Raw genomic sequence first — 24,521 nt, 5'->3', positions numbered from 1 at the left:
GAATCATGGCTGCAACTGGTGAAGAGCTAACACAGCAAAGCTATATCCAACATCACCTTACTAACCTGCAAGTTTGTGCTACCGATAATGGGCTAGCAATGAACCATGCATGTGAAAAGGCTGGCTTTTGGACTTGGAACATTGATTCGTTGTTCTTTTCGGTTGGGCTTGGAGTGTTGTTCTTATGGCTGTTTTACAGTGCCGGCAAAAAAGCGACAACAGGCGTTCCTGGCAAATTTCAATGTTTTGTCGAGATGATTGTTGAGTTCGTTGATAGCAGTGTGAAAGAAACTTTTCACGGCCGCAATCCGGTTATTGCACCTTTAGCCTTGACAGTTTTTGTGTGGATTTTCATGATGAACTTCATGGATATGATACCTGTAGATTGGTTGCCTTGGGCAGCGAGTTTAATGGGTGTGCCATACCTAAAAGTTGTTCCGACTACCGACGTTAACATCACCTTCAGCTTAGCTATTGGTGTGTTTGTGCTGATTATTTATTACAGCATTAAAGTCAAAGGTGTTTCAGGTTTTGTAAAAGAATTAACACTTCAGCCTTTTAACCATTGGGCAATGATACCCGTCAACTTTTTATTAGAAACAGTTACTCTTGTTGCAAAGCCTATTTCATTGGCTCTTCGACTATTTGGTAACTTGTATGCTGGTGAGTTGATTTTTATTCTTATTGCATTGATGTACGGTTCTAACGTGGCGTTATCTGCTCTAGGTGTAGGTTTACAACTAGGTTGGTTAATTTTCCATATTTTAATTATTACCTTACAAGCATTTATTTTCATGATGTTGACCATTGTTTATTTAAGCATGGCTCATGAAGATCATTAAGAATAACCGAAAATTTTTTTGACCTAAATCATTAATAACAACGATTTAGAATATTGGAGATAGATATGGAAACTGTATTAGGAATGACGGCTATTGCTGTTGCTCTACTTATTGGTATGGGTGCATTAGGAACAGCTATCGGTTTCGGCCTTTTAGGTGGAAAGTTTTTGGAAGGTGCAGCACGTCAGCCAGAAATGGCGCCTATGTTACAAGTTAAAATGTTCATCGTAGCGGGTCTACTAGATGCGGTGACTATGATCGGTGTCGGTATTGCGCTATTTATGTTGTTTACTAACCCATTGGGTGCAATGCTTTAATTAACGCTTCTGTCTTTAATCTAACTAGGAGGCTGTTGTGAATTTCAACGCTACCCTATTCGGTCAGACGGTTGCCTTTATTCTCTTCGTGTGGTTTTGCATGAAGTTTGTATGGCCGCCGTTGATGAATGCCATCGAAGAACGCCAGAAGAAAATTGCTGATGGTCTGGCTGATGCCGGCCGTGCAGCAAAAGATCTAGAGTTAGCACAAGTTAAAGCTACTGAGCATCTAAAAGAAGCAAAGGTAACTGCCAACGACATTATTGAGCAAGCTAATAAGCGTAAGGCTCAAATCGTTGACGAAGCTAAAGTTGAAGCTCAAACTGAGCGAGCGAAAATTATCGCTCAGGGTCAAGCAGAAATTGAAAACGAACGTAATCGCCTGAAAGATGACTTGCGTAAGCAAGTTGCTTCTCTAGCCATCATTGGTGCAGAGAAAATTCTTGAACGTGCGATTGATCCAGAAGCCCACAGTGACATTGTTAATAAACTTGTTGCTGAAATTTGATTAAGGGAGTTGAGTTATGGCTGAATTAAGCACCATCGCTCGCCCTTACGCAAAGGCAGCTTTTGATTTTGCTGTTGAACATAAAGTAGTAGAAAGTTGGACAGAAATGTTAACTTTCGCTTCATTGGTAAGTGAAAACGAATCAATAAAGCCACTGCTTAATGGTACTTTAGCGAGTACAGAACTCGCTTCACTGTTTATTAAAGTATGCGGTGAACAAGTCAATGAGCAAGGTCAAAATCTGATAAAGGTAATGGCTGAAAACGGTCGTTTAGGGATACTGTCAACAGTATCGCTACTTTTTGCTGAATACCGTAATGAGTGGGCAAAAGAAGTTGAGGCCTATGTGGTTTCTGCTACTGAGCTAAGCTCTGAGCAACAGCAACAAATTAGTGTTTCTCTAGAGAAACGTCTCGCACGCAAAGTTAAGCTGAATTGCAGCATCGACGCATCGCTTATTGGCGGTGTTATTATTAAATCAGGCGACCTAGTCATTGATGGCTCGGTAAGCGGTAAATTATCGCGATTGTCTGATAAGCTGCAGTCGTAATTGGGAGTTTGAGCATGCAACTGAATTCCACTGAAATCAGCGATCTGATTAAGCAGCGGATCGAGCAGTTCGACGTCGTTAGTGAAGCTCGCAACGAAGGTACAATCGTTGCAGTAAGTGACGGCATCATTCGCATTAACGGCCTTGCCGATGTAATGCAGGGTGAAATGATCGAACTGCCTGGTGGCTGTTTTGCAATCGCGTTGAACTTAGAACGTGATTCTGTCGGCGCCGTAGTGATGGGGCCTTATGCTAATTTAGCAGAAGGCGATAAAGTTAGAACCACTGGTCGTATTCTTGAAGTACCAGTGGGTCGTGGTCTACTTGGCCGCGTTGTTAACACTCTAGGTGAGCCTATTGACGGTAAAGGACCTATCGAAAACGATGGTTTCTCTCCTGTTGAAGTGATTGCCCCTGGTGTTATTGAACGTAAGTCTGTATCACAACCAATTCAAACTGGTTATAAAGCCGTTGATGCCATGATCCCTATTGGTCGTGGTCAACGTGAATTGATCATTGGTGACCGTCAGACTGGTAAAACAGCGATGGCAATCGATGCAATTATCAACCAGAAAGATTCAGGCATTAAGTGTGTCTATGTTGCCATTGGTCAGAAAGCTTCTACCATTGCTAACGTAGTGCGAAAGCTTGAAGAACATGGCGCATTAGCTAACACTATCGTAGTTGTTGCATCTGCTTCTGAAACTGCAGCACTGCAATTTTTAGCGCCATATTCTGGTTGTTCTATGGGTGAATACTTCCGTGACCGCGGTGAAGATTCTTTAATCGTATATGATGATTTGTCTAAGCAAGCAGTTGCTTACCGTCAAATTTCATTGCTATTGAAGCGTCCACCAGGACGTGAAGCCTACCCAGGTGACGTATTTTATCTACACTCTCGTTTACTAGAGCGTGCTTCACGCGTAAACGTAAATTATGTAGAAAAGTTCACTAAAGGTGCAGTAACAGGTCAAACGGGTTCGTTAACCGCTTTGCCTATTATTGAAACCCAAGCTGGTGATGTATCAGCGTTCGTACCGACTAACGTAATTTCTATTACAGATGGTCAGATCTTCCTTGAAACTGATTTGTTTAACTCGGGCTTACGTCCAGCTGTTAACCCAGGTATTTCAGTTTCTCGTGTTGGTGGTGCTGCGCAGACTAAAATCATCAAGAAACTGTCAGGTGGTATTCGTACTGCTCTTGCACAGTATCGAGAGCTTGCTGCGTTCTCACAGTTTGCATCTGATTTAGATGATGCAACACGTGCTCAACTTGAGCATGGTGAGCGTGTAACCGAATTAATGAAGCAAAAGCAATATGCTCCTATGAGCGTTGCAGCACAGTCTGTGTCTATTTTCGCAGCTGAAAAAGGCTACCTTAAAGGTGTTGCTTTAAATGAAATTGGTCGCTTCGAGGCCGCTCTGCTTTCATACATGAACAGTCAACATGCTGACCTATTTAATACCATCAATGCTACTGGCGATTATAACGCTGATATCGAAGGTGAGTTAAAGGCAGGCCTAGACAAGTTCATTGAAACCCAAACCTGGTAATAATGAACAAGGGGTGTCATTAGGCACCTCAGGTCCCAGATTGGAGAGTAGAGATGGCCAACGCTAAAGAGATTAAAACCAAGATCGCGAGTATTAAAAATACTCAGAAGATCACTTCCGCTATGGAAATGGTAGCTGCCAGCAAAATGCGCAAAGCGCAGGAACGCATGAGAGCAAGCCGTCCATATGCAGAAAATATGCGTAAGGTGATCGGTCACGTAGCGCGAGGTACTCTCGAGTATAAACACCCCTATTTAGAGGTGAGAGAGGCCAAGCGGGTTGGTTACATTGTTGTAGCGACCGACCGTGGCCTTTGTGGTGGTTTGAACGTCAACTTATTTAAACAGGTTGTGTCAGACGTTAAAAAATGGAAGGAACAGGGCGCAGATTTTGAGTTCTGCCCAATTGGTGCCCGTTCTGTTCAGTTTTTTAAAAGCTTCGGTGGTGAAATATCCGCCCATGCATCAGGTTTAGGCGATGCGCCCAAACTTGTTGATTTGATTGGCACAGTACGTGTCATGTTAAAAGCTTACAACGAAGGTAAATTGGATCGTCTGTACATTGTGTTTAACAAGTTTGTTAATACAATGAGCCAGACACCAGTGATCGAACAGCTGCTACCTTTACCTAAGTCAGATGAAGAAGTAGCTAATTATCCTTGGGATTATATTTACGAGCCAGATCCAAAAGAAGTTTTGGATGTATTGTTAACTCGTTATGTAGAGTCTCAAGTGTATCAAGGTGTTGTTGAGAATATTGCCTCTGAACAGGCTGCCCGTATGGTAGCAATGAAGGCGGCAACAGATAACGCTGGCGAAATGATCGATGATTTGCAACTCGTCTATAACAAGGCCCGTCAGGCTGCTATTACGCAAGAACTGTCGGAAATTGTCTCAGGCGCTGCAGCGGTTTAGGTTTAGGTAACGAAATCAAGTTTAGAGGATTAATCATGAGCACAGGTACTGTTGTCCAAGTAATTGGCGCGGTTGTGGACGTAGAATTTCCACAAGATTCTGTACCTCGAGTATATGACGCTCTGAAGATCACTGGCGAAGGCCCATGTAATGGTTTGGTGCTGGAAGTTCAGCAGCAGCTAGGTGGTGGCGTTGTTCGTACCATCGCTATGGGTTCTTCTGATGGTCTGCGTCGTGGTCTAGAGGTAGTAAACTCAGGTTCACCAATTAATGTTCCGGTTGGGCTTAAGACCCTTGGCCGTATTATGAATGTATTGGGCGAGCCTATCGATGAAGCGGGTCCTATCGGTGAAGAAGAACGTTATGTTATTCACCGTGCTGCGCCTTCATACGAAGATCAGTCAACTTCAACTGAACTATTAGAGACGGGTATCAAGGTTATCGACCTTGTTTGTCCTTTCGCTAAAGGTGGTAAAGTAGGTCTGTTCGGTGGTGCTGGTGTTGGTAAAACAGTTAACATGATGGAACTGATTAACAACATCGCTAAAGCTCACTCTGGTCTTTCTGTTTTCGCTGGTGTTGGTGAGCGTACCCGTGAGGGTAACGACTTCTACTACGAGATGGAAGATTCAGGCGTATTAGACAAAGTTGCCATGGTTTATGGTCAGATGAACGAGCCTCCAGGAAACCGTTTACGCGTAGCGTTAACCGGCTTGAGTATCGCTGAAAAGTTCCGTGACGAAGGTCGTGACGTATTGTTGTTCGTTGACAATATTTATCGTTACACCTTAGCTGGTACTGAAGTATCTGCACTATTAGGTCGTATGCCTTCTGCAGTAGGTTATCAGCCAACACTAGCTGAAGAGATGGGTGTTCTTCAAGAACGCATCGCTTCAACTAAGACGGGTTCGATTACTTCTGTACAAGCAGTATATGTACCTGCGGATGACTTAACTGATCCGTCACCAGCAACAACTTTCGCTCACTTAGATGCGACTGTTGTATTGTCTCGTCAAATTGCTTCTTTGGGTATTTACCCTGCGGTTGACCCATTGGATTCGACTTCACGTCAGTTAGATCCTCAGGTTGTTGGCCAAGAGCATTATGATGTTGCAAACGGTGTACAAACTGTATTACAGCGTTATAAAGAGCTGAAAGACATTATTGCTATCTTGGGTATGGATGAATTGTCAGATGATGACAAAACCATGGTATTCCGAGCACGTAAGATTGAGCGTTTCTTGTCTCAACCTTTCTTCGTAGCAGAAGTCTTCACCGGTTCTCCTGGTACGTACGTTTCTCTAAAAGACACCATTCGTGGCTTTAAGGGTATCTTGGATGGCGAGTTCGATCACATCCCAGAGCAAGCGTTCTACATGGTTGGCTCAATCGATGAAGCTGTCGAAAAAGCGAACAAAAAAAAATAACTAGGCCGTAAAGCTTAGTTCTTTAAGGAGAACTTGATGGCAGCCAAAACAGTCCAACTTGATATTGTTAGTGCAGAAAGCAGCATCTTCCATGGCCAAGTTAGCTTCTTTGAAGTTAATGGTGCTGAAGGTGAGTTAGGTATTATGCCTAACCATGTTGCGTTACTAACAAAAATCAAGCCTGGTATGGCGCGCTTTATCATGCAAGATGGCAGTGTAGAAGTGTTGTATCTTTCAGGTGGTTTACTGGAAGTACAACCTACTGCAATTTCAGTACTTGCTGATGTAGCATTACGTGCCGATGATATTGATGAGAAAGCGGCTTTAGAAGCTAAAGAACATGCTGAGCAAGCAATTGCTAATGCTGGATCTGACTTCAATTACGAAGCTGCTGTAATCGAATTAGCCAAATCTTTGGCTCAATTACGTGTTGTTGAAACCATCAAGAAAAATATCACCAGATAATCTGATTATTTGACGCTTAAAAGGCGACTCTTATGAGTCGCCTTTTTTATGGGTTAAATTCCCTCGCTCTATTTTTACTTTTGGCGATATTCCGTTAAAATGTCAGCCAATCTCTATCGGTTCAATAAAGGAATGCTTAATGTCGTTAAATGTTGTGATCTTAGCTGCAGGAAAAGGAACTCGGATGCGCTCAGATCTGCCTAAAGTGCTGCATCCTATTGCCCATAAAAGTATGGTGCAACACGTGATAGATACGGCTAATTCATTAGGCTCATCTGCAATTCAATTAGTGTATGGCTATGGCGCAGATAGGTTACAAACAGCATTAGGTGAGCAAGCATTAAACTGGGTATTACAAGCAGAACAACTGGGGACCGGCCATGCGGTCGCGCAAGCAACCCCAAACATTAATGACCACGATACCGTTTTGATCCTATATGGCGATGTGCCGCTTATTCAGCAATCAACCCTAGAGGCATTATTGGCTGCTCGCCCTGTAAATGGCCTAGCTATTTTGACGGTTAATTTACCTAACCCTAGCGGTTATGGTCGTATTGTGCGTGAGCATGGCAGCGTAGTCGGCATTATTGAACAAAAAGATGCCAACGCTGAACAGCTAAAAATTAACGAAGTGAACACCGGCATCATGGCGGTACCCGGTAAGCAGCTAAAAGCGTGGTTAAAGCGTTTATCGAATAACAATGCTCAAGGCGAATATTATCTTACTGACATTATTGGCATGGCTAAAGCTGATGGCGTTGAAATTACTACCTCACAGCCGCAATCGTCTATCGAAGTTGAAGGCGCTAATAATCGCGTACAACTAGCGCAATTAGAACGAGCTTATCAAGCGCGTGCTGCTGAAAAACTGATGCTCGAAGGGGCTAACTTGCGCGATCCTGCTCGCATCGATATTCGCGGTGATGTAAGCGTAGGTATGGACGTGATGATTGATATCAATGTGATATTCCAAGGTAAAGTCACCTTGGGTAATAACGTCACTATTGGCGCAGGAGCGATTCTTATAGATTGCCAGATTGCCGATAATGCTGAAATTAAACCCTATACTATTGTAGAAGGCGCCAAGCTTGGACCCGCTGCGAGTGCAGGACCTTTTGCCCGTTTACGCCCTGGGGCAGAGCTTAAAGAAGATGCCCACATTGGTAACTTCGTTGAAATTAAAAAAAGCGTGTTAGGTAAGGGCTCTAAAGCAGGCCACTTAGCCTATTTAGGTGATGCCCAAATAGGCGCTGGGGTGAACATTGGCGCCGGTACCATCACCTGTAATTACGATGGTGCCAATAAGTTTATTACCACCATTGAAGATGGTGTATTTGTCGGTAGTGATACCCAATTAATTGCCCCCGTGACTATTGGTAAAAATGCTACCCTTGGTGCCGGTTCTACTATTACTAAAGATGTCGGCGAAGATGAATTGGTTATTACCCGCGTTAAGCAGCGCCATATTACGGGTTGGCAACGTCCGTTAAAAATTAAAAAGTAAGTTTTAAACGAATACAAAAAAACGGCTATATGCCGTTTTTTTGTTTTAACATTTTTGTTGTTTATTTATTCTGTATAGAAAATAACTGATTAAAAATAAATTAAGCTTGAGTTAACCTAGATGTGGTTTTCAATCTATTGGTTTTAAATAGTTTTGATCTATATCGCAACAGATTGTAAGTTTGTGTAAAGAACCTTAAATACAAACACTTCTCATTTATATTACCATTAATTCTAAAGTTAAAGGTTTAATTGAGGTGTTGGCAATGGTGTATAAATATTCAGTTATAGGTTTGGCCGTCGGTTCGGTATTAATGACTATGCCTGTGATGGCAGAGGTCTCGAGTGATGCAAACATAGAGCGCATTAATGTTACCGGTCGTACTTTTAACGATTATAAAGTCGGTACAGCATCTGGTGCTATGCGTGGTGATATCGACCTCATGGATACTCCGCAATCAGTCAATGTGATCCCCTATTTTGTTACCGACGAACAACTGGCCACTAACCTTGCCGAAGTGTTAGTGAACGACTCGAGCGTAACAGCCGGGACGACACGCTGGAACCGCCAAGTGTTCAGTATTCGAGGTTTTGAGTTAAGTTCGGGCAATGGTTATCTTATTAATGGCCACCAGCAATGGTCTCACTACATACAACCTATTGAAACGCTGCAACAAGTTGAAGTATTGAAAGGCCCTTCTAGTATGCTGTATGGCCAATCTGGCCCTGGCGGTTTAGTCAATATGGTGACTAAAAAACCGACCTATGACTCTATGCTTAATATCGGTTTAGACACGGATGGTTACGGCTCTACTCGTGCGAAGATAGATGCTGGAGGGAGTTTAAATGACGCTCAAAGCATTCGTTATCGTGGTGTGTTAGTTAAGCAAGACACCCAATACTGGCGTGAATATTCCACTACCGAAGAAAATCAACAGCGCGATCGTTGGTTAGGTTATCTTAATATGGAATTTGATTTAACTGATGATGTATTGTTATCGGTTAAATACGATCATACTCAAGATAAAGCCGGTATTGATGCCGGTGGTTGGTTAGATGCCCAAGGTAATGTTATTGGGAGTAATAAAACCGTTTGGGATGCACCTTGGGCTTTTACCGATAATACCATTTCTAACCTAGGTGCTGATCTGACTTGGTATATTAGTGATAAGTGGAAAGTTAAAGGGGGATATAACGATCAACAATTTAATCGTCAACGTTTCGACTCTGCGCCGCAACGTACAACCGACCCTTTTACTAATGGTTACAACATTAAACCATTTGATCGCTATGACGACTGGCAACATAAAACGGCTTATATCGATTTCACTGGCGAGTTTAATTTCGCGGCAATACAACATCAATTGTTGATCGGCGCTAACTATTTAGATTATTTCTATCAGAGACAAATCGTACGGGGTACCCCTCAAACGGTTATGCCTGGACAACCCCTTATACAGCCAGATATTGATTATCATCTTGGTACAAAAAGCACTGCAAGTGAATACCAATACTACGGCTTCTATTTACAGGATTTAATGACATTAAGTGAGCAATGGAAGTTGCTCGCTGGAGTGCGTTACGATGAACAGAAGAAAGATGGCTTAGGTCAGAACAGTTATGCGGTATCACCTAAATTCGGGATTATTTACTCGCTGATGGAAAATGGCAGCATTTACGTTAACTATTCAAAGAGCTTTACCCCACAAGGTGCCGTTAGTAATCAGTTTGATGTAAACGATAAGCTAGATTTAAAGCCTGAATACGGTGTTCAGTATGAAGTCGGCACCAAATGGGAGCTGTTTAACGATAGTTTGTTACTCACGGCGGCGGTATTTGATATCACCCTTGAAAATATAACTGTCTCTGAGACATTACCGACCCCAATAGCTTCCTTTACTGATATCACCACCCAAGGCGGTGAGCAGCAACATCGTGGATTTGAAGTCGGCGCCCAAGGTCAATTAAGTGATAACTGGTTTATGACCTCTTCAATGATGTTCTTAGATGCCAAATATCAAACTGGCGATGAGCGAGAAGGTAAAACACCCGTTGATGCTCCAGAATTGTCAGCCAACATCTGGACTCGCTATGAAATGACCGAAGGTTTGGCAATTAATTTTGGTGCTATCTACGTTGGTGAGCGTTTTGCTAATATCGATAACAGCATTAGCAAAGACGGTTATGTCCGCTTTGATATTGGTGCCGCTTATACTATGGATATTATGGGCAAAGACGTCAGTGTTCGTGCCAATGTCAGAAATCTATTCGATACCGATTATATTGAAGGTGGTCAGTATAATATGGTCACAATCGGCCAAGACCGTAATTTCAGTGTTGCCGTCGAAACTAAGTTCTAATCAGAAATAATATTTTATCCACTCAAAGTAGTTTCATTTCTTAATCATCAAAAGCCTCTACTTACTCAAGAGGCTTTTTTGTACTTTTATTTCAAATTTAGGCTATATGATCTAGAAAAAGTTTCATTTGCTGTTAAAATACCTTTCGCTTCGAAACTTATGTGAAAGATAGTTAATTTTAATGACGAAACGTAACACCCAACAACGTCGCCATTCGATCATTAAATTGGTTAATGAGCAAGGCGAAGTCAGTGTCGATGAGCTGGCGAATCTATTTGCCACTTCAGAAGTGACTATTCGTAAAGATTTGGCCATGCTTGAAACCCATGGACTATTATTACGACGTTATGGAGGCGCTGTGTCAGTGCCACAAGAAATGACCCAAATAGCCAGCGAAAAACTGTCTCTTAATAAACAAGCGATAGCCGCCAAAGCCGCACAACTGATCCGCGACCATAACCGGATAATCATCGATAGCGGCAGTACCACATCAGGTATTGTCCAGCAACTCAATGACAAACGTGGCTTAGTGGTGATGACCAATTCATTACAGTTAGCCAATGCCGTTCATGAACTTGAAAATGAACCGACATTATTGATGACCGGCGGTACGTGGGATCCCCATTCTGAGTCTTTTCAAGGCCAAGTGGCAGAGCAAGTGCTGCGATCATATAACTTTGACCAACTGTTTATCGGTGCCGACGGCATCGATCTTAATCGCGGTACCACCACGTTTAACGAGTTAACAGGCTTAAGTAAAGTGATGGCAGAAATGTCGCGTGAAGTGGTGGTACTTTTGGAATCGACCAAAATTGGTCGGCGTATCCCCAATCTAGAGCTGCCTTGGGATGTGATTAATGTGTTAGTGACCGATGACAACATCACCCAAGATGCAGTCGACACCATTTCAGCCCATGGCGTTAGAGTGATACTCGCGCCGTTCGCTAATTAAATTAAATTGAAATAATAAAGGAAAATATCATGTGTGGAATCGTAGGCGCCGTGGCCCAAAGGGATGTTGCTGAAATATTAGTTGAAGGTTTACGCCGTCTTGAATACCGTGGCTATGACTCAGCTGGCGTTGCTGTGATTCATCAAGGTGAATTAAGCCGTACTCGCCGCGTGGGTAAAGTGCAGGAGTTATCATCAGCACTTGATGCCGCACCATTAACGGGTGGCACCGGTATTGCCCACACTCGCTGGGCAACCCACGGTGAACCAAGTGAGCGAAATGCACACCCACATTTATCTGAAGGCGATGTTGCTGTTGTACATAACGGTATTATTGAAAACCACAACAAACTGCGCGAGATGTTAAAAGGTTTGGGTTACGTATTTTCATCAGACACCGACACCGAAGTGATTTGTCATCTTGTTCACCACGAATTAAAAACAGCGACTAATTTATTAGCAGCTGTACAAGCGACCGTTAAGCAACTTGAAGGCGCCTATGGCACCGTTGTTATCGACCGCCGCGACAGTGATCGCATGGTTGTGGCTCGAAGCGGTAGCCCGTTAGTGATAGGTTACGGCCTAGGTGAAAACTTTGTCGCCTCAGACCAACTGGCTCTGTTACCCGTCACTCGCTCGTTCGCCTTTTTAGAAGAAGGCGACGTAGCAGAAATAACGCGTCGTGAAGTGAATATTTTTGATGTTAATGGCAACGCCGTTAAGCGTGAAGTGAAAGAATCTGAAGTGACCCATGACGCGGGTGACAAAGGTGAATATCGTCACTACATGCTCAAAGAAATTTATGAGCAACCTACAGCCATTGCGCACACCTTAGAAGGTCGTATTGCCGGCGGTAAGGTATTAGATTCAGCTTTTGGTGAAAATGCAGCTGAATTTTTAAAAGATATTAAGCACGTACAAATTATTGCCTGTGGTACCAGTTATCATGCGGGTATGGCAGCGCGTTACTGGTTAGAAGACTGGGCCGGAGTATCGTGTAACGTCGAAATTGCCTCAGAATTTCGTTACCGCAAGTCGCATTTATTCCCAAATAGCTTGTTAGTGACTATCTCACAATCTGGTGAAACCGCAGATACCTTAGCGGCAATGCGCCTGGCAAAAGAAATGGGCTATAAAGCCACATTAACCATTTGTAACTCAGCGGGTTCATCATTAGTACGAGAATCTGATATGGCTTACATGATGAAAGCGGGCGCTGAAATTGGCGTTGCATCAACGAAAGCCTTTACCGTGCAACTTGCCGGTTTGTTAATGTTAACCACGGCGATTGGTCGTCATAATGGTATGTCTAGCGACATGGAAGCGGCTATTACGCAAAGCCTGTTATCTATGCCTGCTAAAGTGGAGCAAGCGCTTGGCTTAAATGATGCTATCGCAGAATTAGCTGAAGACTTTGCCGATAAACAGAATGCCTTATTCTTAGGCCGAGGCGATCAATACCCCATTGCGATGGAAGGTGCATTAAAGCTAAAAGAAATTTCGTATATTCATGCAGAAGCCTATGCTTCTGGCGAGCTAAAGCATGGCCCATTAGCCTTGATTGATGCCGATATGCCCGTGATTGTGGTGGCGCCAAACAATGAATTACTCGAAAAGCTTAAATCAAACGTTGAAGAAGTGCGTGCCCGTGGTGGATTGATGTATGTGTTTGCTGATGTCGATGCAGAATTTGAGTCAGACGACACCATGAAAGTCATCCCTGTTCCACACTGCGATGTATTTATGGCACCGTTAATCTACACCATCCCATTACAGTTATTGTCATACCATGTGGCATTAATTAAAGGGACTGACGTAGATCAGCCGCGTAATTTAGCCAAATCAGTCACGGTAGAATAAACCTCTAAATTGATTTAAATCGCATATAGCAATGAAAAAACAGCTTCTTAGGAAGCTGTTTTTATTGGGTGCAGGGGTCTAATAAATCAATGGTGTTTTTGGTTGTTTACGTTTTTAGTTTCAAATAAGTCGATCGCAATGTGAGCACTTAGCTGGCCATAAAAGCTATCGCAATCATGTTGAAACACGCTAGGTTGTTTAACTAGAAAATAAATCATTAAGCTCATTCAATACTTTTGAGGTTTATCTAAACAATGGGCATGAGTTGGAAAATATTGAACAAGGCAATATAAAAAGAGACAACTGTTCCGATGCTCGACATGTTATCTAAAGATTGGCTATCGATTACCTAGGCTCTGTATTATAAAGATTATTATGCTGTTGAAGGTCAGGGGGCACTGATGGTAACCAATACCCCCGTCGGTACATCAATTACTTTGGCAGTAGTACAGTATCAATCACGTGGATCACACCGTTGCTCGCCTTTACGTCTGTCATGATAACTTTTGCGTTATTTACCATTACATTGCCGTATTTTGCTTTAATCGTAACCATTTGTCCCTGAACTGTTGATGCGCTGTCTAGTTTAACGACATCAGCAGCCATCACTTTTCCTGCAACAACATGATATGTTAAAATTGCCGCAAGTTTATCTTTGTTTTCTGGTTTCAGTAGCGACTCGACGGTCCCATCTGCTAACTTAGCAAAAGCTTCATCTGTCGGTGCGAATACCGTAAATGGACCTTCACCTTTTAGTGTATCAACAAGTCCAGCTGCTTTGATTGCAGCAACAAGCGTATTGAAAGAGCCATTTTCAGCTGCCACATCGACAATGTCTTTTTTCATACCATGATGTTCGGCATAAGCAACAGAGGTGAATGATAAACTGGCAACAATAAGGGCGAGTGTTGTAATAAATTTCTTTAACATTTTTATATTCCTTTCGAATTTATACCACTTTGAGGGGGGAGGCTGTTTTTTGTGCAACATTTGTTACGCATGGTATAAACAACTAGATCAGTTTGGTTTCAATTTACTTAGGATACGACGCTAAAAATATCACCAGATGTTCAACAATAACCCTTTTTATCTTCTCAACTTTTCCCATAAGACCTTTAAATACATCACCTTTTGGCAATGGACTATTAATAGGATAATTGTTGGTTTGCTGATGCACGCGTTCAATCAACTGCGCTTCACGTTTATATTCTGTACCGCATTGGCTACCACTTTTTGCAATAATGATGGGTAAACTAAATTGTTGGCGTCTAATAAAAGATCCAATAATTGTTGGTATTATGATTTTTGGCAGGTTAAGAGCGATTAATTACCGTTAGTTTTACAAGGTGGTGTGGTTGATACTTGCGGTATTCGGTCTGCCGTAAAGGCTGAGGTTTTAGGCTTTTTTAAATAAAACAGGATGGTAATTTTTGTGATATTAATCATCGGTGAGTTTAGTTGAGCGATGATACATACATTGCTGGAGCTTAATTATTCCCGTAGTAACGTATCTGACAATAAGCCAAAGATAGATATATTAATCTCATTATCCTTTAGGATATCCCCCTCTCGTTTCGTCTCCTGTAACACACCCTCGGTTAAGTTGTTTATTTGTTAATACTCTATATTTATCAGTTGCTTATAGGTTTTTATATAAAGGTAATGGATGGTTTTGTATTGATATTGTATTTTTATTGTATTTTTATTGTATTTTTATTGTATTTTTATTGTATTTTTGAACTATAAAAAGATTGTCACGTATATACCGGTCATATTATTAATGAGGATTTCTAAGATGAAACGGATATACCCTTTTGCACTATGTGTTTCTTTGATTGGTCTAACAGCTTGCTCAGATGACGACGATGCAACAGTTGTTGAGCCTGTAGAGCCCGAAATGTCATATATACGCGTTATTCATGCTGGCAGCGATGCTCCATTGGTGAATGTTGTGGCTAATGGTAATGCATTACTGTCGAATGTTGATTATGCGATGGCCAGTGATTTAATCGAAGTGTCAGCAACAAGCTACGACATTGACGTTGATGCTGTGTTGGCAGATGGCTCTACTCTAACAGTGTTAGAAGCATTACTTGATGCACAAGATGACATGGAATATACCGCCATTGCGTTAGGTTCTGTGGCAGATAACACATTGAGTCTAAAATTAATTGAAAACCCAACCATGGATATTGCGGCGGGTTACGCAAGAGTGCAAGTGCTGCATGGCGCACCTTTAGTGGGTACTGTTGATATTTATGTTACGGCTCCTGATGCAGATATAAGCGCTACAGCTCCCACGTTATCGGCAAGCTATTTAGATGTAAGCTCGCAGATTGAAGTGCCCGCTAGCGATTATCAAATTCGTATTACTGCATCTGGAATGAAAGATGTTGTGTATGACTCTGGTTCTGTTGCGTTAGGCGATATGCAAGATTACTTTATCAGTGCTATCCCTAATACATGGTCTGGAGATTCACCTGTGGCATTGCAAGTGTCGCTACCCGGAGCACAGCTGGTGTTAAATGACGTCAACAGCGGCGCTAATTTACGTGTGGTACATGCCGTTGCTGATGCGCCCGCTGTTGATGTGTTTGTTGACGGCGCCGCTACACCAGCTGTAGATATGTTGTCTTTTGGTGATGTGACGGGTTATGTCAACCTTGCTGAAGGTGCTCACACCGTAACCGTTGCCGCGGATGCCGATAATGATGTTGTGGTTATAGATAATGCTGCAGTCGACTTAGGTATTGGTATGAGTTATAGCGCCTTGGCTGTGGGATCATTAACCAGCAATATGATTGAGCCATTAGTGTTAGTTGAACAAACTCGTCGCGTAGCGACAGAGGCAAAGCTTACTGTGACACATGCTGCCTATTCTGCACCAGAAGTAGACGTTTACCTTACTTCATCTGCTGATATAACTGATGCAACACCAGTATTAGAAGACGTGCCATTTAAGGTTTCTTCTGGGAGCATTAGCGTAACACCTGGTACTTATACTATTAGTGTCACTGTGGCTAATACTAAAGATGTCGCTATTGGGCCTCTGGAGGTCACGTTAGGAGCCTCGGGTATATATGGTGTGGCAGCTGTTGATAATGTCGGTGGCGGAGCGCCATTTGGGGTGATTTTATTAGACGACTTCACTGCAATGTAATATTACTCTGTAAAAGATTTGCGGCTTATTCTTGCCAGATAAGCCGCTTTTTTATGCCCAATTAATGGTGCAGATATTGCTGGGTGCTCTTAAGTAAACCGCTTATTCATTTTTTTTCACGTTATGTTGCTGCCCAGTTTGAGTCACACTTCATCATGAAAAGTCATCCCTTTGCCACTCTGCGCGAGTTTATAGTGCCGTTAATTTACATTATCCCATTACCGTTATTGTCATAGCATGTGACACGAATAAAAGGCGGCTTCTTCGGCAGCCGTATTTATGGGGCGTAATGTACCTATTTCTATAAAGAACATTCTCACAAAAGGGTGATTGATTTAACTTAAATATGCTGGTAGGTTATTAAAATTATTAATAAATAAAGCTATGTTAATGATGGTTGTTGAAGGGGATCTCAGGATGTTTATCGGCATTTTCGCTAATACGCTTTAAAGCTTTATCAACAACAAGGAGAGTCCCTAATGGATTATTTTATAGGCGCGTTAAAAAAATATGCTGATTTCACTGGTCGAGCACGAAGAAAAGAATATTGGATGTTTATACTTGTTTATATGATTATCAATATTGTTTTTGCTGTAATTGGTTTGGATACCATTTCAGCGATAGTGAGTCTTGCACTGCTAGTCCCAAGTCTCAGCATTGCAGCAAGAAGGCTGCATGATACTGGTCGTTCTGGGTGGTGGCAATTAATACTATTAATTCCAATTATTGGTTTAATTGTGCTAATTGTTTTTCTAACTCAAGATAGCCATGATGCAAATGATTACGGTATTAATCCTAAATCAGGTGTACCAGCATAAAACTGAGCAAGAGACTATGGTGCCAAGAGTTAATTTTCGCTTTTGGCACTTTCTACATCACACCATCGCTAAGCAGTCCAACAAAAAGGGAACAAATCTTGTTCCCTTTTTGCTATCTATAGCTTATTGATTTACCAGGCACTTGATTTACCAAACTCTGGCAACAAGCCCTTTAAGGTAATAGCCTTCTGGGAATGCGCTACTAATAGGATGATCGCTGGCTTGATGCATGCGCTCAATAAACTGTACTTCACGTTTTGCATCTAATGCAGCATCGGCAACGACTTTTTGGAACAAGTCTGACTGCATTAAGCCCGAACAAGAGAAGGTCAGTAGTATTCCACCAGGATTAAGTAATTGCATGGCAATCATATTGATGTCTTTATAACCGCGACACGCGCCATCGAGTTGTGACTTATTGTCGGCAAACTTAGGCGGATCTAATACGATAACATCGAAGGTTTTACCTTCATCTCGATACAGTCGCAGTAACTTAAATACGTCGGCTTCGAGGTAGTTTACATGGTCATCATTAAGGTTATTAATCGCCATATTATCGCGGGCGGTTTGCAGTGCTAGGGTAGAGACATCGACGTTTTCAATACTCGCCGCACCAGCTTTAGCGGCATACAAGCCAAAAGTGCCGGTGTAACAGAAGCAGTTAAGTACAGACTTACCTTTAACGAAACGGGCGGCGATGGCGCGGTTGTCACGTTGATCCAAATAGAAGCCTGTTTTGTGGCCTTTAACCACATCGACGGCAATCTTGATACCATTTTCTTCGATGATGACTGGCATGGGGGGTAATTCACCGTGCAGTAACCCTACCACTGGAATGAGGCCTTCTTTCTTTCTCGAGTCGACATCTGAACGCTCATAGACAGTGCAATCTGGATATTGAATAACCAGTTGCTCTACTATGGTGTCACGCCATTTTTCGGCACCGGTACTTAATAGTTGGCACACCAATACATTGGCGTAACGGTCTATGGTGATACCAGGTAAACCGTCCGATTCTGCGGCGATTAAGCGATAGCCTGTTAGGCCTTGTTCCCGGATCAGATCATCTCGGCCTGCTTGTGCCCTTTTTATGCGTCTCGCGAAGAAGTCGGCATCGATGGTTTCTTCTTTGTCGAAGGTCCATATCCGTACTTGGATTTGAGATTCTGGCGACCAGGCACCGCGTCCGAGCCAGTGCCCGTCGTGCGCCACGACTTCAACCGTGTCACCTGCTGCAGGTTTTCCGCCATTGATGTTGTGAATACCGTTGGAAAATATCCAAGGGTGGCGTCGATCTAATGAACGTTCGCGGCCAGGTTTAAGTTTAATTCTGATAGCCATGGTACTGCCTAATTTAAATTATAAAAGGGGTAAAAAGATTCACGGCGCACCTGATAAAGGCTGAGTAAAAACCTCTATAACGACTCATTAGAGGCATGGATGACATCACACTATTATCAATGTCAAAAGGCTCTGGGGGCGACGAAGGGAGATCATAGCCTTTTTTGAGCCTAAAAACCTGACAAATAATAAAATGCTGGCTGAGTGTTGTATTCGTTACTTAGATTTTGATCGTTCAATGGGCGTTTATCGTTACCGTAACAAGGTATCAACGGCATTTTGTGGATGGGTAAAATAGTGGCAGCAGTTGCTGGTGGCTGTTGTTCCATCAAATTGACCCGTGATGGTCGCGCAGATGTGAGTGAAGCATCAAAATGAAGCAAGTGTAGTTAACGTGGTCACTTGAGACAATATGTTAAATCTCAGATAGCTACCTCGGCGTAAAGTGTAAGGCTTCACCAAGTTGTGAATAACAGGCTTTAGCCCAAAAATGATGTTAAATGTGTCCTTACGCTTTTGCTGATAACAAGGTTCATTGACGTGTTCAAACGAGTAAATGGCAAGTAATACCATACAGATCGTGCTACAAAAGTGCTAAAAAATAGTTACTTAGGTGTGCTTGTTATGCCTCGCTCCGGTTAGTGAGTATTGAATTTAAGATGAACGCGCTCTTTTTTACATCGACAATAATCACATGTAGACTTTTACGTCGTGGTTACGCTATAACATTATTACGAGAAAAAACCAGAATATAGCCTTTAAATGGCAGTGCTAGATAGTCGGTGTGTATCGGTTTGAAATGGCTGCTGATAAACCCGAATTCGGCTAATTTTACAGTGAGCTTATTTTTTCGACCGCGACCGGGGTCGACAATGATGACGTCACATTTGGCGCTGGCATGGTTTTTAATAAAATAAGCTAATAACTGCACATGTTGATCTTCATAGAGTAAATCGCTGCCGATGATGACGTCAAAAAGCCCCAATTTACTGGTGTCGTTAGCCCAGTCTACACGCTCAAAAGCAATGCTTTTACCATTATTTAATTGGGTATTTCTATTAAGGAACTGTTCAACTTCTGGGTGGTAGTCGGTTGCGGTAATATCGGCATTTTTTGCATTAAGTAGTAAGCTTGAGAGCGCCATTCCACAGCCTATTTCTAGAATTCTTTTGCCTTCTGTTTTGTAATCCAACATATAATTAGCCAGCACTAAGCTTGATGGCCAAACAATGCCAAAAATTGGCCAATTCGCCGAAGATATACCGAGTTTTTCAGCAATACCGGTAGGGTCATCAAATTCTTGATTATTACGTAAGGTACACAAGTGAACATCGATTTCACCAAACTCAACAGTTTGGTAGCTTAAACGAAGGGCAGTCATTGGGCCGTCTTAAAAATTGAGTGTTCAGCCAGATATCGAGGACAAATAAATGACAAAACGAAGAGGTGTTAGTTAGATTATAGCACTTTGCTAGAAAGGCAAATATATTTAATTGGTTTGGGCTCTATTAGGTTAAGCCCTTAGTCAAAGGCATCATTATATTGTGTTTTTTTGTGCGCTTTGGGTATCAATGTGGATAATACTGAATACAAATATGTCCTACACAGCTATTAATCGCTGCGAATAAAACAGGTTTTCACCCGTTACTGGTTAATATTAGCATGCTCACTTTCACCTTAATAACCCCCTTTTATATCAATTATCAGCTCTGATAATAAAGCGCTATTCATTGTTAAATATGTGACATACGTATCATAACCTTAATGATAATTGTTTGCATTAGTATATCCACTATGTATAATCCACGGAACTTACAGAGCTTTATATAACATTATAGTTACTCACATTGACTAAATCAGGATGAGAAAATGAAAAAAACGTTAATTGCGGCAACATTACTCGGGCTTTTTGCTAGCAATCAAGCTATAGCTTCTGACGACACAACCGAATTACGCCAAATTATTGAGCAGCAGCAAAAAGTGCTGCAAGATCTTGAAAAACGTCTTGAGCAAACAGAAATGCGTGTAGAGACCACAGCTGATGTAGTAGAAGCGACCGCATCAAGCAAGTCGGCAACCACTATTGGTGGTTATGGTGAATTACACTATAACAATATTTCTAATAACCAAACCGGCACCGACAAGAAAGAATTCGATTTCCACCGCTTTGTATTGTTTGTAGGTCACGAGTTTAATAGCACAACCCGTTTTTTCTCTGAGCTAGAAGTTGAACATTCAATTGCCGGTGAGAGTCAAAATGGTGAGGTTGAGTTAGAGCAAGCGTATATCGAGCATGACTTTAATGAAATGTTTACCGGTAAAGCGGGTCTATTCTTAATGCCTGTCGGTATTATCAACGAAACTCACGAACCTACAGTATTCTACGGTGTTGAGCGTAACCCGGTAGAAAAAGACATTATTCCTGCGACATGGTGGGAAGGTGGTTTAAACCTTAATATTAAAGCCGCTCCTGGTGTAGCCTTTGACACCGCCGTGACGTCTGGTTTGTATTTAGACCAAAGCTCTGGTTATAAAATCCGTGATGGTCGTCAAAAAGTATCTAAAGCGAAAGGTGAAGATTTAGCCTATACCGGCCGAGTAAAATATACTGCGGTTCCAGGTTTAGAGCTAGCGGCGACGGTTCAATATCAGTCTGACTTAACGCAAGGTACAGCTGATGTTGATTCTGCCTCAGCAACATTGCTTACTGCGCATGCGATTTACAGCATTGAAAACTTCACGGTTAAAGCGCTATACGCCCAGTGGAATATTGATGGTAAAGAAGCTGAAGCGTTAGGTCGTGACAAGCAAAATGGTTTCTATATTGAGCCTGCTTACCGAATCAATGAACAGTTTGGTGTGTTTGCCCGTTACAACGAGTGGGACAACAATGCCGGTGATAGCGCCGATACCAAGAAAAAACAAACTAGCGTGGGTGTGAACTACTGGTTACACGAAAACGTGGTGTTTAAAGCTGACTACGAAAAAATTGGCGGCGCTGCTGATTCAGATGGTTTCAACCTAGGTGTTGGTTACCAGTTTTAATCGTTGAGTATTCAGAGATAAGATAAACCGATATAACAGATTATCGGTCAATGGGTGCCAACAGTGTATATTGTCGGCACCCGTGTTTTTATTATAGATTAAGGGCTGATATGCAGACAAGGTTAAGATCATATTTAATGTTATTTATGATGGGGTTAGTTATTTGTTTTTCGGCATTTAATGCGATTGCAGCCTCACAATATCAGTCAAATGAAGCCTTTATTAACCAAGCATTTAATGGCGGTAGTGGTAAAGCCAAAGTCTTGTGGTTAGATGATGATCTCAAACAATCGGTAGAAGCTATTTTAGCTCATCGTTTTAATAAAATGCGTGTGCGTTACTGGCAACATAATGATGAAACCGTATGGATTATGGATGAGGTTGGTAAAGAGTCGCCTATTACGGTTGCTGTGCATATAAAAGACCATCATATAGCGCGAACTAAAGTGTTAGTTTATCGCGAAAGTCGTGGTGATGAAGTTCGTCATGATTTTTTTACCGACCAATTTAAGTCGGCAAAGTTAGACGACCAACATCAGCTGGATAAACATATAGATGGGATTACTGGTGCAACATTATCGGTAAGAGCATTAACTAAGTTATCGCGCATTGCATTATTACTTCATGCCCATGTGGTGCAATAAACCACGTTTCAATTCAACCGGATAATTTCAAGCAGGTTAGTGTGAATAAAGCATCTCGACAAAACAGTGTTAGGCTTAAATTTATGCGCATTCTTCGTCCTTGGCATCGCCGTTTAGGATTAGTAAGTGCGCTGTTCATCTTGCTGTTAGTGCTTACCGGTGTGGCGATAAATCACAGTGACGATATTGGTTTAGCTCAAACGCCAGTTACTCAGTCGTGGTTACTTGATTATTATGGTATTCCTGCTCCTGCACATGTTGCTCAGTTTTCTGCATTAGATACCTCCAATTTGCCTGCGCTGTATATTACCGATAATTTATTGTGGCAGGGTAAACGGGTTATTTTTGAAGGTTCACAAACCTTAATGAGTGCCAGTTATACTGCCAATATGCTGGTGGCAATAGATGAGCAACAGTTGTATTTATTCGATACAGCAGGCCATTTACAAGAAACGCAAAATAGCAGCATGGGTTTACCGACTGACTTATTAGCGCTTGCTGTGGTGAACAGTCGAGTATGGTTAAATACTAAAGCTGGTGTTTATCAAGCCGATGAGCAGTTAATCGATTGGCAACTCATGGAGCCTATCAAGGCTATCACTTGGTTGATACCTAATCCACGAGTTGATGCTGAGTTTATTCAACATGCCCGTAGTGCGCATTTAAATTGGCAACGCGTAATGCTAGACCTGCATAGTGGTCGCTTATTTGGGGCGTTAACTGTGTGGTTATGGGATTTGTTTGCGCTAGCATTATTGTTAGTGTCATTAAGTGGATTTTGGATTTGGTATAAACAAAAACCGCCCAGGTAATAACTTTATTTGTGTTAACTGTTACTCATTAATGCTCACCAAGCCTCACCAAGCCTCACCAAGCCTCAGCGATATTGGTTTGCTTGCCTGCAACAGAGCTTAGCTCTATACCTGCTTCACTAATTTGATAATTACCAGCAGAAACAGTTTCGCCTAACGGTCTAAAATCTTGCATTCTAAGCTTAACTATATGAGCTTATTGTTGTGAGGCTTGTGCTCGTTAGCATGGCTTATTGTTGATTGACGGTTTCTTTCGCCTGCTCGAGTTGCGGTATTCAATGACAACAAACGGGTTTGTGGAGCAATAGTTTTACCGGGTTAGCCAATTGTTTACCTGAAATTTTCCGTGTGAGTAATATGCTGGCTGTGGTTTTAATGTCCTTGGCCAATATGCAAATGCTGCCGGCAGTCTGTTCAACTTCCTTTTAGCCGTCGGGCATACTTCTAGTACTTTGTTGGGCTGAGTCTGAGGCACGTTGAGAGTGCTCTACATTTGCTACATTTGCTACATTTGCTCCATTAGCAGCTCAAGTTGCGACATAACATCCACTAAATTTACTATTGTGCTTTGAAGTTCGTCAGCAGAGGCTAATGATTTTCGGTGGTATTATTCTGTTAGGCAACTGTTTGGTTAATGCTGGCAATGGCGTCGTCGACATCATTTATTTCTAGGTGGGATACATTAATGAAGCCGTTAACTCAGGAGGCTAGATTGCCCATTTAACGATGTATTCATCAGACCGTTTCGCTTTCAAGTTACGGTGTTGAGTAATGTGGTTGAGGTTGATTGAGCGTTGTTATATTCGGCTAGTTCCGTTAATAAACAGATGAGTTTTAATTTATGCCTAGGCTAGTATTGATCGGTTAAAACATGAGTGGCTGTGGGGGTGTCATCAACTGAAACCTCGCTGCAGATTGCCGTGAAGTGTTGCACTTTAATAGAGGGTATTTGAAAGTCAGTGCTGGTGAGAAAAGCAAGCTCTTGCTTGTCTTCAACATACTCGTGATATCGCGACATTAACCTGAGACAACTTTTACTTGAGTACGTTAAACCTCTCGCCGTAATGTTAGTCTTAACCATATTCGGGTTACCTAAATACTTGCGTGTTGTGCCACTATCTCAGCTTGTTGCACCTGCTTTGCCTCAATGTTTTTCCACACCTTTTCATGAAAGTAAAACACAACCGTGTTGACTGCAGGCTCAAGCAGGGCAATGGTGCCACCGATAATAATGCTACCCGTTAATAAGTAAGTAATCGTAAACGCAACACAGAAGTGTAAAATTGCAAAGCTGATGGTCTTTTTCATGATGGAACCCCCGTTTGATTTATTTAAATGATAACAGTTATCATTATCATATAAAAGAGGGGTGATTCGATTGTTGCAAATGAAAATTTCGATTAGGTTTATACTTTCTAATACCAAAAAAATAAAGGCCCTTAACAAGA

At 42.0% G+C, this 24,521-nt stretch carries 23 protein-coding genes; 17 read left to right on the top strand and 6 right to left on the bottom strand.

The genetic code is table 11. From position 1 onward, the window contains the following. Positions 1–5 precede the first annotated feature (5 nt). The 12 genes from atpB (at position 6) to glmS (ending at position 13,253) form a co-directional block, all read left to right on the top strand. A complete protein-coding gene (atpB, locus tag CXF80_RS13980) occupies positions 6–842 on the top strand; it encodes a F0F1 ATP synthase subunit A (RefSeq protein ID WP_101033434.1) in 837 nt (278 codons plus the stop codon). A 65-nt stretch (positions 843–907) separates the two neighbouring features. After that, the gene (gene atpE, locus CXF80_RS13975) at positions 908–1,159 is read left to right on the top strand and encodes a F0F1 ATP synthase subunit C (protein ID WP_011639455.1); all 252 of its coding nucleotides are present in this window, start codon (positions 908–910) and stop codon (positions 1,157–1,159) included. A gap of 37 nt (positions 1,160–1,196) precedes the next feature. Next, positions 1,197–1,667, top strand: a complete 471-nt coding sequence (atpF, locus tag CXF80_RS13970; RefSeq protein WP_101033433.1) for a F0F1 ATP synthase subunit B — start codon at positions 1,197–1,199, stop codon at positions 1,665–1,667. Positions 1,668–1,683: 16 nt separating this feature from the next. Further along, the gene (atpH, locus tag CXF80_RS13965) at positions 1,684–2,217 is read left to right on the top strand and encodes a F0F1 ATP synthase subunit delta (RefSeq protein WP_101033432.1); all 534 of its coding nucleotides are present in this window, start codon (positions 1,684–1,686) and stop codon (positions 2,215–2,217) included. A gap of 14 nt (positions 2,218–2,231) precedes the next feature. Next, positions 2,232–3,773 (top strand): F0F1 ATP synthase subunit alpha, encoded by a 1,542-nt coding sequence (gene atpA / locus CXF80_RS13960; protein WP_101033431.1) that lies wholly within the window; start codon positions 2,232–2,234, stop codon positions 3,771–3,773. Positions 3,774–3,826: 53 nt separating this feature from the next. Further along, on the top strand, positions 3,827–4,687 hold the full coding sequence (atpG, locus tag CXF80_RS13955; RefSeq protein WP_101033430.1) for a F0F1 ATP synthase subunit gamma: 861 nt from the start codon (positions 3,827–3,829) through the stop codon (positions 4,685–4,687). A gap of 35 nt (positions 4,688–4,722) precedes the next feature. Next, complete coding sequence (gene atpD, locus CXF80_RS13950; protein WP_101033429.1) at positions 4,723–6,114, top strand: F0F1 ATP synthase subunit beta; 1,392 nt, start codon at positions 4,723–4,725, stop codon at positions 6,112–6,114. A gap of 36 nt (positions 6,115–6,150) precedes the next feature. Continuing rightward, the gene (locus tag CXF80_RS13945; protein WP_101033428.1) at positions 6,151–6,579 is read left to right on the top strand and encodes a F0F1 ATP synthase subunit epsilon; all 429 of its coding nucleotides are present in this window, start codon (positions 6,151–6,153) and stop codon (positions 6,577–6,579) included. A gap of 139 nt (positions 6,580–6,718) precedes the next feature. Beyond that, positions 6,719–8,083, top strand: a complete 1,365-nt coding sequence (gene glmU / locus CXF80_RS13940; protein WP_101033427.1) for a bifunctional UDP-N-acetylglucosamine diphosphorylase/glucosamine-1-phosphate N-acetyltransferase GlmU — start codon at positions 6,719–6,721, stop codon at positions 8,081–8,083. 265 nt (positions 8,084–8,348) lie between these two features. Then, complete coding sequence (locus CXF80_RS13935; protein WP_101033426.1) at positions 8,349–10,442, top strand: TonB-dependent siderophore receptor; 2,094 nt, start codon at positions 8,349–8,351, stop codon at positions 10,440–10,442. Between the two features lie 181 nt (positions 10,443–10,623). After that, the gene (locus CXF80_RS13930) at positions 10,624–11,394 is read left to right on the top strand and encodes a DeoR/GlpR family DNA-binding transcription regulator (RefSeq protein ID WP_101033425.1); all 771 of its coding nucleotides are present in this window, start codon (positions 10,624–10,626) and stop codon (positions 11,392–11,394) included. A gap of 29 nt (positions 11,395–11,423) precedes the next feature. Next, positions 11,424–13,253: a glutamine--fructose-6-phosphate transaminase (isomerizing) gene (glmS, locus tag CXF80_RS13925; RefSeq protein WP_101033424.1), complete on the top strand. Its 1,830-nt coding sequence runs from the start codon at positions 11,424–11,426 to the stop codon at positions 13,251–13,253. A 432-nt stretch (positions 13,254–13,685) separates the two neighbouring features. Here the strand turns inward: glmS and CXF80_RS13920 are convergent, their stop codons facing one another. Beyond that, on the bottom strand, positions 13,686–14,183 hold the full coding sequence (locus tag CXF80_RS13920) for a fasciclin domain-containing protein (RefSeq protein WP_101033423.1): 498 nt from the start codon (positions 14,181–14,183) through the stop codon (positions 13,686–13,688). An 865-nt stretch (positions 14,184–15,048) separates the two neighbouring features. On the opposite strand from CXF80_RS13920, the gene CXF80_RS13915 reads away from it, so the two are divergent. Then, positions 15,049–16,413, top strand: coding sequence for a DUF4397 domain-containing protein (locus tag CXF80_RS13915; protein ID WP_198554768.1), 1,365 nt, complete (start codon positions 15,049–15,051; stop codon positions 16,411–16,413). Positions 16,414–16,892: 479 nt separating this feature from the next. Then, positions 16,893–17,231, top strand: coding sequence for a DUF805 domain-containing protein (locus tag CXF80_RS13910; RefSeq protein ID WP_101033421.1), 339 nt, complete (start codon positions 16,893–16,895; stop codon positions 17,229–17,231). Between the two features lie 147 nt (positions 17,232–17,378). Here CXF80_RS13910 and CXF80_RS13905 read toward each other — a convergent pair whose 3' ends face one another. The 3 genes from CXF80_RS13905 to CXF80_RS13895 all read right to left on the bottom strand — a co-directional run bounded on the left by CXF80_RS13905 (position 17,379) and on the right by CXF80_RS13895 (position 19,953). Beyond that, a complete protein-coding gene (locus CXF80_RS13905; protein ID WP_101033420.1) occupies positions 17,379–18,572 on the bottom strand; it encodes a class I SAM-dependent rRNA methyltransferase in 1,194 nt (397 codons plus the stop codon). 170 nt (positions 18,573–18,742) lie between these two features. Beyond that, positions 18,743–18,901 carry a hypothetical protein gene (locus CXF80_RS20170; RefSeq protein ID WP_157822236.1) on the bottom strand — a complete coding sequence of 53 codons (159 nt, stop codon included), beginning with the start codon at positions 18,899–18,901 and terminating at the stop codon, positions 18,743–18,745. Positions 18,902–19,287: 386 nt separating this feature from the next. Beyond that, positions 19,288–19,953 (bottom strand): class I SAM-dependent methyltransferase, encoded by a 666-nt coding sequence (locus CXF80_RS13895; RefSeq protein WP_101033418.1) that lies wholly within the window; start codon positions 19,951–19,953, stop codon positions 19,288–19,290. Between the two features lie 488 nt (positions 19,954–20,441). On the opposite strand from CXF80_RS13895, the gene CXF80_RS13890 reads away from it, so the two are divergent. The 3 genes from CXF80_RS13890 (at position 20,442) to CXF80_RS13880 (ending at position 23,073) form a co-directional block, all read left to right on the top strand. After that, complete coding sequence (locus tag CXF80_RS13890; protein WP_101033417.1) at positions 20,442–21,617, top strand: porin; 1,176 nt, start codon at positions 20,442–20,444, stop codon at positions 21,615–21,617. Between the two features lie 137 nt (positions 21,618–21,754). Beyond that, entirely contained in the window at positions 21,755–22,261 is a 507-nt protein-coding gene (locus CXF80_RS13885; protein ID WP_443019047.1) for an FMN-binding protein, read from the top strand. A gap of 41 nt (positions 22,262–22,302) precedes the next feature. Then, positions 22,303–23,073, top strand: coding sequence for a PepSY domain-containing protein (locus CXF80_RS13880; RefSeq protein ID WP_232772109.1), 771 nt, complete (start codon positions 22,303–22,305; stop codon positions 23,071–23,073). Between the two features lie 850 nt (positions 23,074–23,923). Here the strand turns inward: CXF80_RS13880 and CXF80_RS20165 are convergent. Continuing rightward, positions 23,924–24,091 (bottom strand): hypothetical protein, encoded by a 168-nt coding sequence (locus CXF80_RS20165; RefSeq protein WP_157822235.1) that lies wholly within the window; start codon positions 24,089–24,091, stop codon positions 23,924–23,926. A 74-nt stretch (positions 24,092–24,165) separates the two neighbouring features. Continuing rightward, positions 24,166–24,381 carry a DUF2061 domain-containing protein gene (locus CXF80_RS13875; RefSeq protein WP_101033414.1) on the bottom strand — a complete coding sequence of 72 codons (216 nt, stop codon included), beginning with the start codon at positions 24,379–24,381 and terminating at the stop codon, positions 24,166–24,168. Positions 24,382–24,521 lie beyond the last annotated feature (140 nt).

Origin of the sequence: Shewanella sp. Actino-trap-3, from assembly GCF_002836275.1 — a bacterium.
GTDB classification, from domain to species: domain Bacteria; phylum Pseudomonadota; class Gammaproteobacteria; order Enterobacterales; family Shewanellaceae; genus Shewanella; species Shewanella psychromarinicola.
The sequence above is the reverse complement of the archived record's forward strand: the minus strand, read 5'-3'. Positions and strand labels throughout refer to the sequence as shown.

Bases quoted from the DNA above. Each gene is read 5' to 3' on its own strand.
- atpB (WP_101033434.1), top strand. From the start codon at position 6: ATGGCTGCAACTGGTGAAGAGCTAACACAGCAAAGCTATATCCAACAT.
- atpE (WP_011639455.1), top strand. From the start codon at position 908: ATGGAAACTGTATTAGGAATGACGGCTATTGCTGTTGCTCTACTTATT.
- atpH (WP_101033432.1), top strand. From the start codon at position 1,684: ATGGCTGAATTAAGCACCATCGCTCGCCCTTACGCAAAGGCAGCTTTT.
- atpA (WP_101033431.1), top strand. From the start codon at position 2,232: ATGCAACTGAATTCCACTGAAATCAGCGATCTGATTAAGCAGCGGATC.
- atpG (WP_101033430.1), top strand. From the start codon at position 3,827: ATGGCCAACGCTAAAGAGATTAAAACCAAGATCGCGAGTATTAAAAAT.
- atpD (WP_101033429.1), top strand. From the start codon at position 4,723: ATGAGCACAGGTACTGTTGTCCAAGTAATTGGCGCGGTTGTGGACGTA.
- CXF80_RS13945 (WP_101033428.1), top strand. From the start codon at position 6,151: ATGGCAGCCAAAACAGTCCAACTTGATATTGTTAGTGCAGAAAGCAGC.
- glmU (WP_101033427.1), top strand. From the start codon at position 6,719: ATGTCGTTAAATGTTGTGATCTTAGCTGCAGGAAAAGGAACTCGGATG.
- CXF80_RS13935 (WP_101033426.1), top strand. From the start codon at position 8,349: ATGGTGTATAAATATTCAGTTATAGGTTTGGCCGTCGGTTCGGTATTA.
- CXF80_RS13930 (WP_101033425.1), top strand. From the start codon at position 10,624: ATGACGAAACGTAACACCCAACAACGTCGCCATTCGATCATTAAATTG.
- glmS (WP_101033424.1), top strand. From the start codon at position 11,424: ATGTGTGGAATCGTAGGCGCCGTGGCCCAAAGGGATGTTGCTGAAATA.
- CXF80_RS13920 (WP_101033423.1), bottom strand. From the start codon at position 14,183: ATGTTAAAGAAATTTATTACAACACTCGCCCTTATTGTTGCCAGTTTA.
- CXF80_RS13915 (WP_198554768.1), top strand. From the start codon at position 15,049: ATGAAACGGATATACCCTTTTGCACTATGTGTTTCTTTGATTGGTCTA.
- CXF80_RS13910 (WP_101033421.1), top strand. From the start codon at position 16,893: ATGGATTATTTTATAGGCGCGTTAAAAAAATATGCTGATTTCACTGGT.
- CXF80_RS13905 (WP_101033420.1), bottom strand. From the start codon at position 18,572: ATGGCTATCAGAATTAAACTTAAACCTGGCCGCGAACGTTCATTAGAT.
- CXF80_RS20170 (WP_157822236.1), bottom strand. From the start codon at position 18,901: ATGGAACAACAGCCACCAGCAACTGCTGCCACTATTTTACCCATCCAC.
- CXF80_RS13895 (WP_101033418.1), bottom strand. From the start codon at position 19,953: ATGACTGCCCTTCGTTTAAGCTACCAAACTGTTGAGTTTGGTGAAATC.
- CXF80_RS13890 (WP_101033417.1), top strand. From the start codon at position 20,442: ATGAAAAAAACGTTAATTGCGGCAACATTACTCGGGCTTTTTGCTAGC.
- CXF80_RS13885 (WP_443019047.1), top strand. From the start codon at position 21,755: ATGTTATTTATGATGGGGTTAGTTATTTGTTTTTCGGCATTTAATGCG.
- CXF80_RS20165 (WP_157822235.1), bottom strand. From the start codon at position 24,091: ATGTCGCGATATCACGAGTATGTTGAAGACAAGCAAGAGCTTGCTTTT.
- CXF80_RS13875 (WP_101033414.1), bottom strand. From the start codon at position 24,381: ATGAAAAAGACCATCAGCTTTGCAATTTTACACTTCTGTGTTGCGTTT.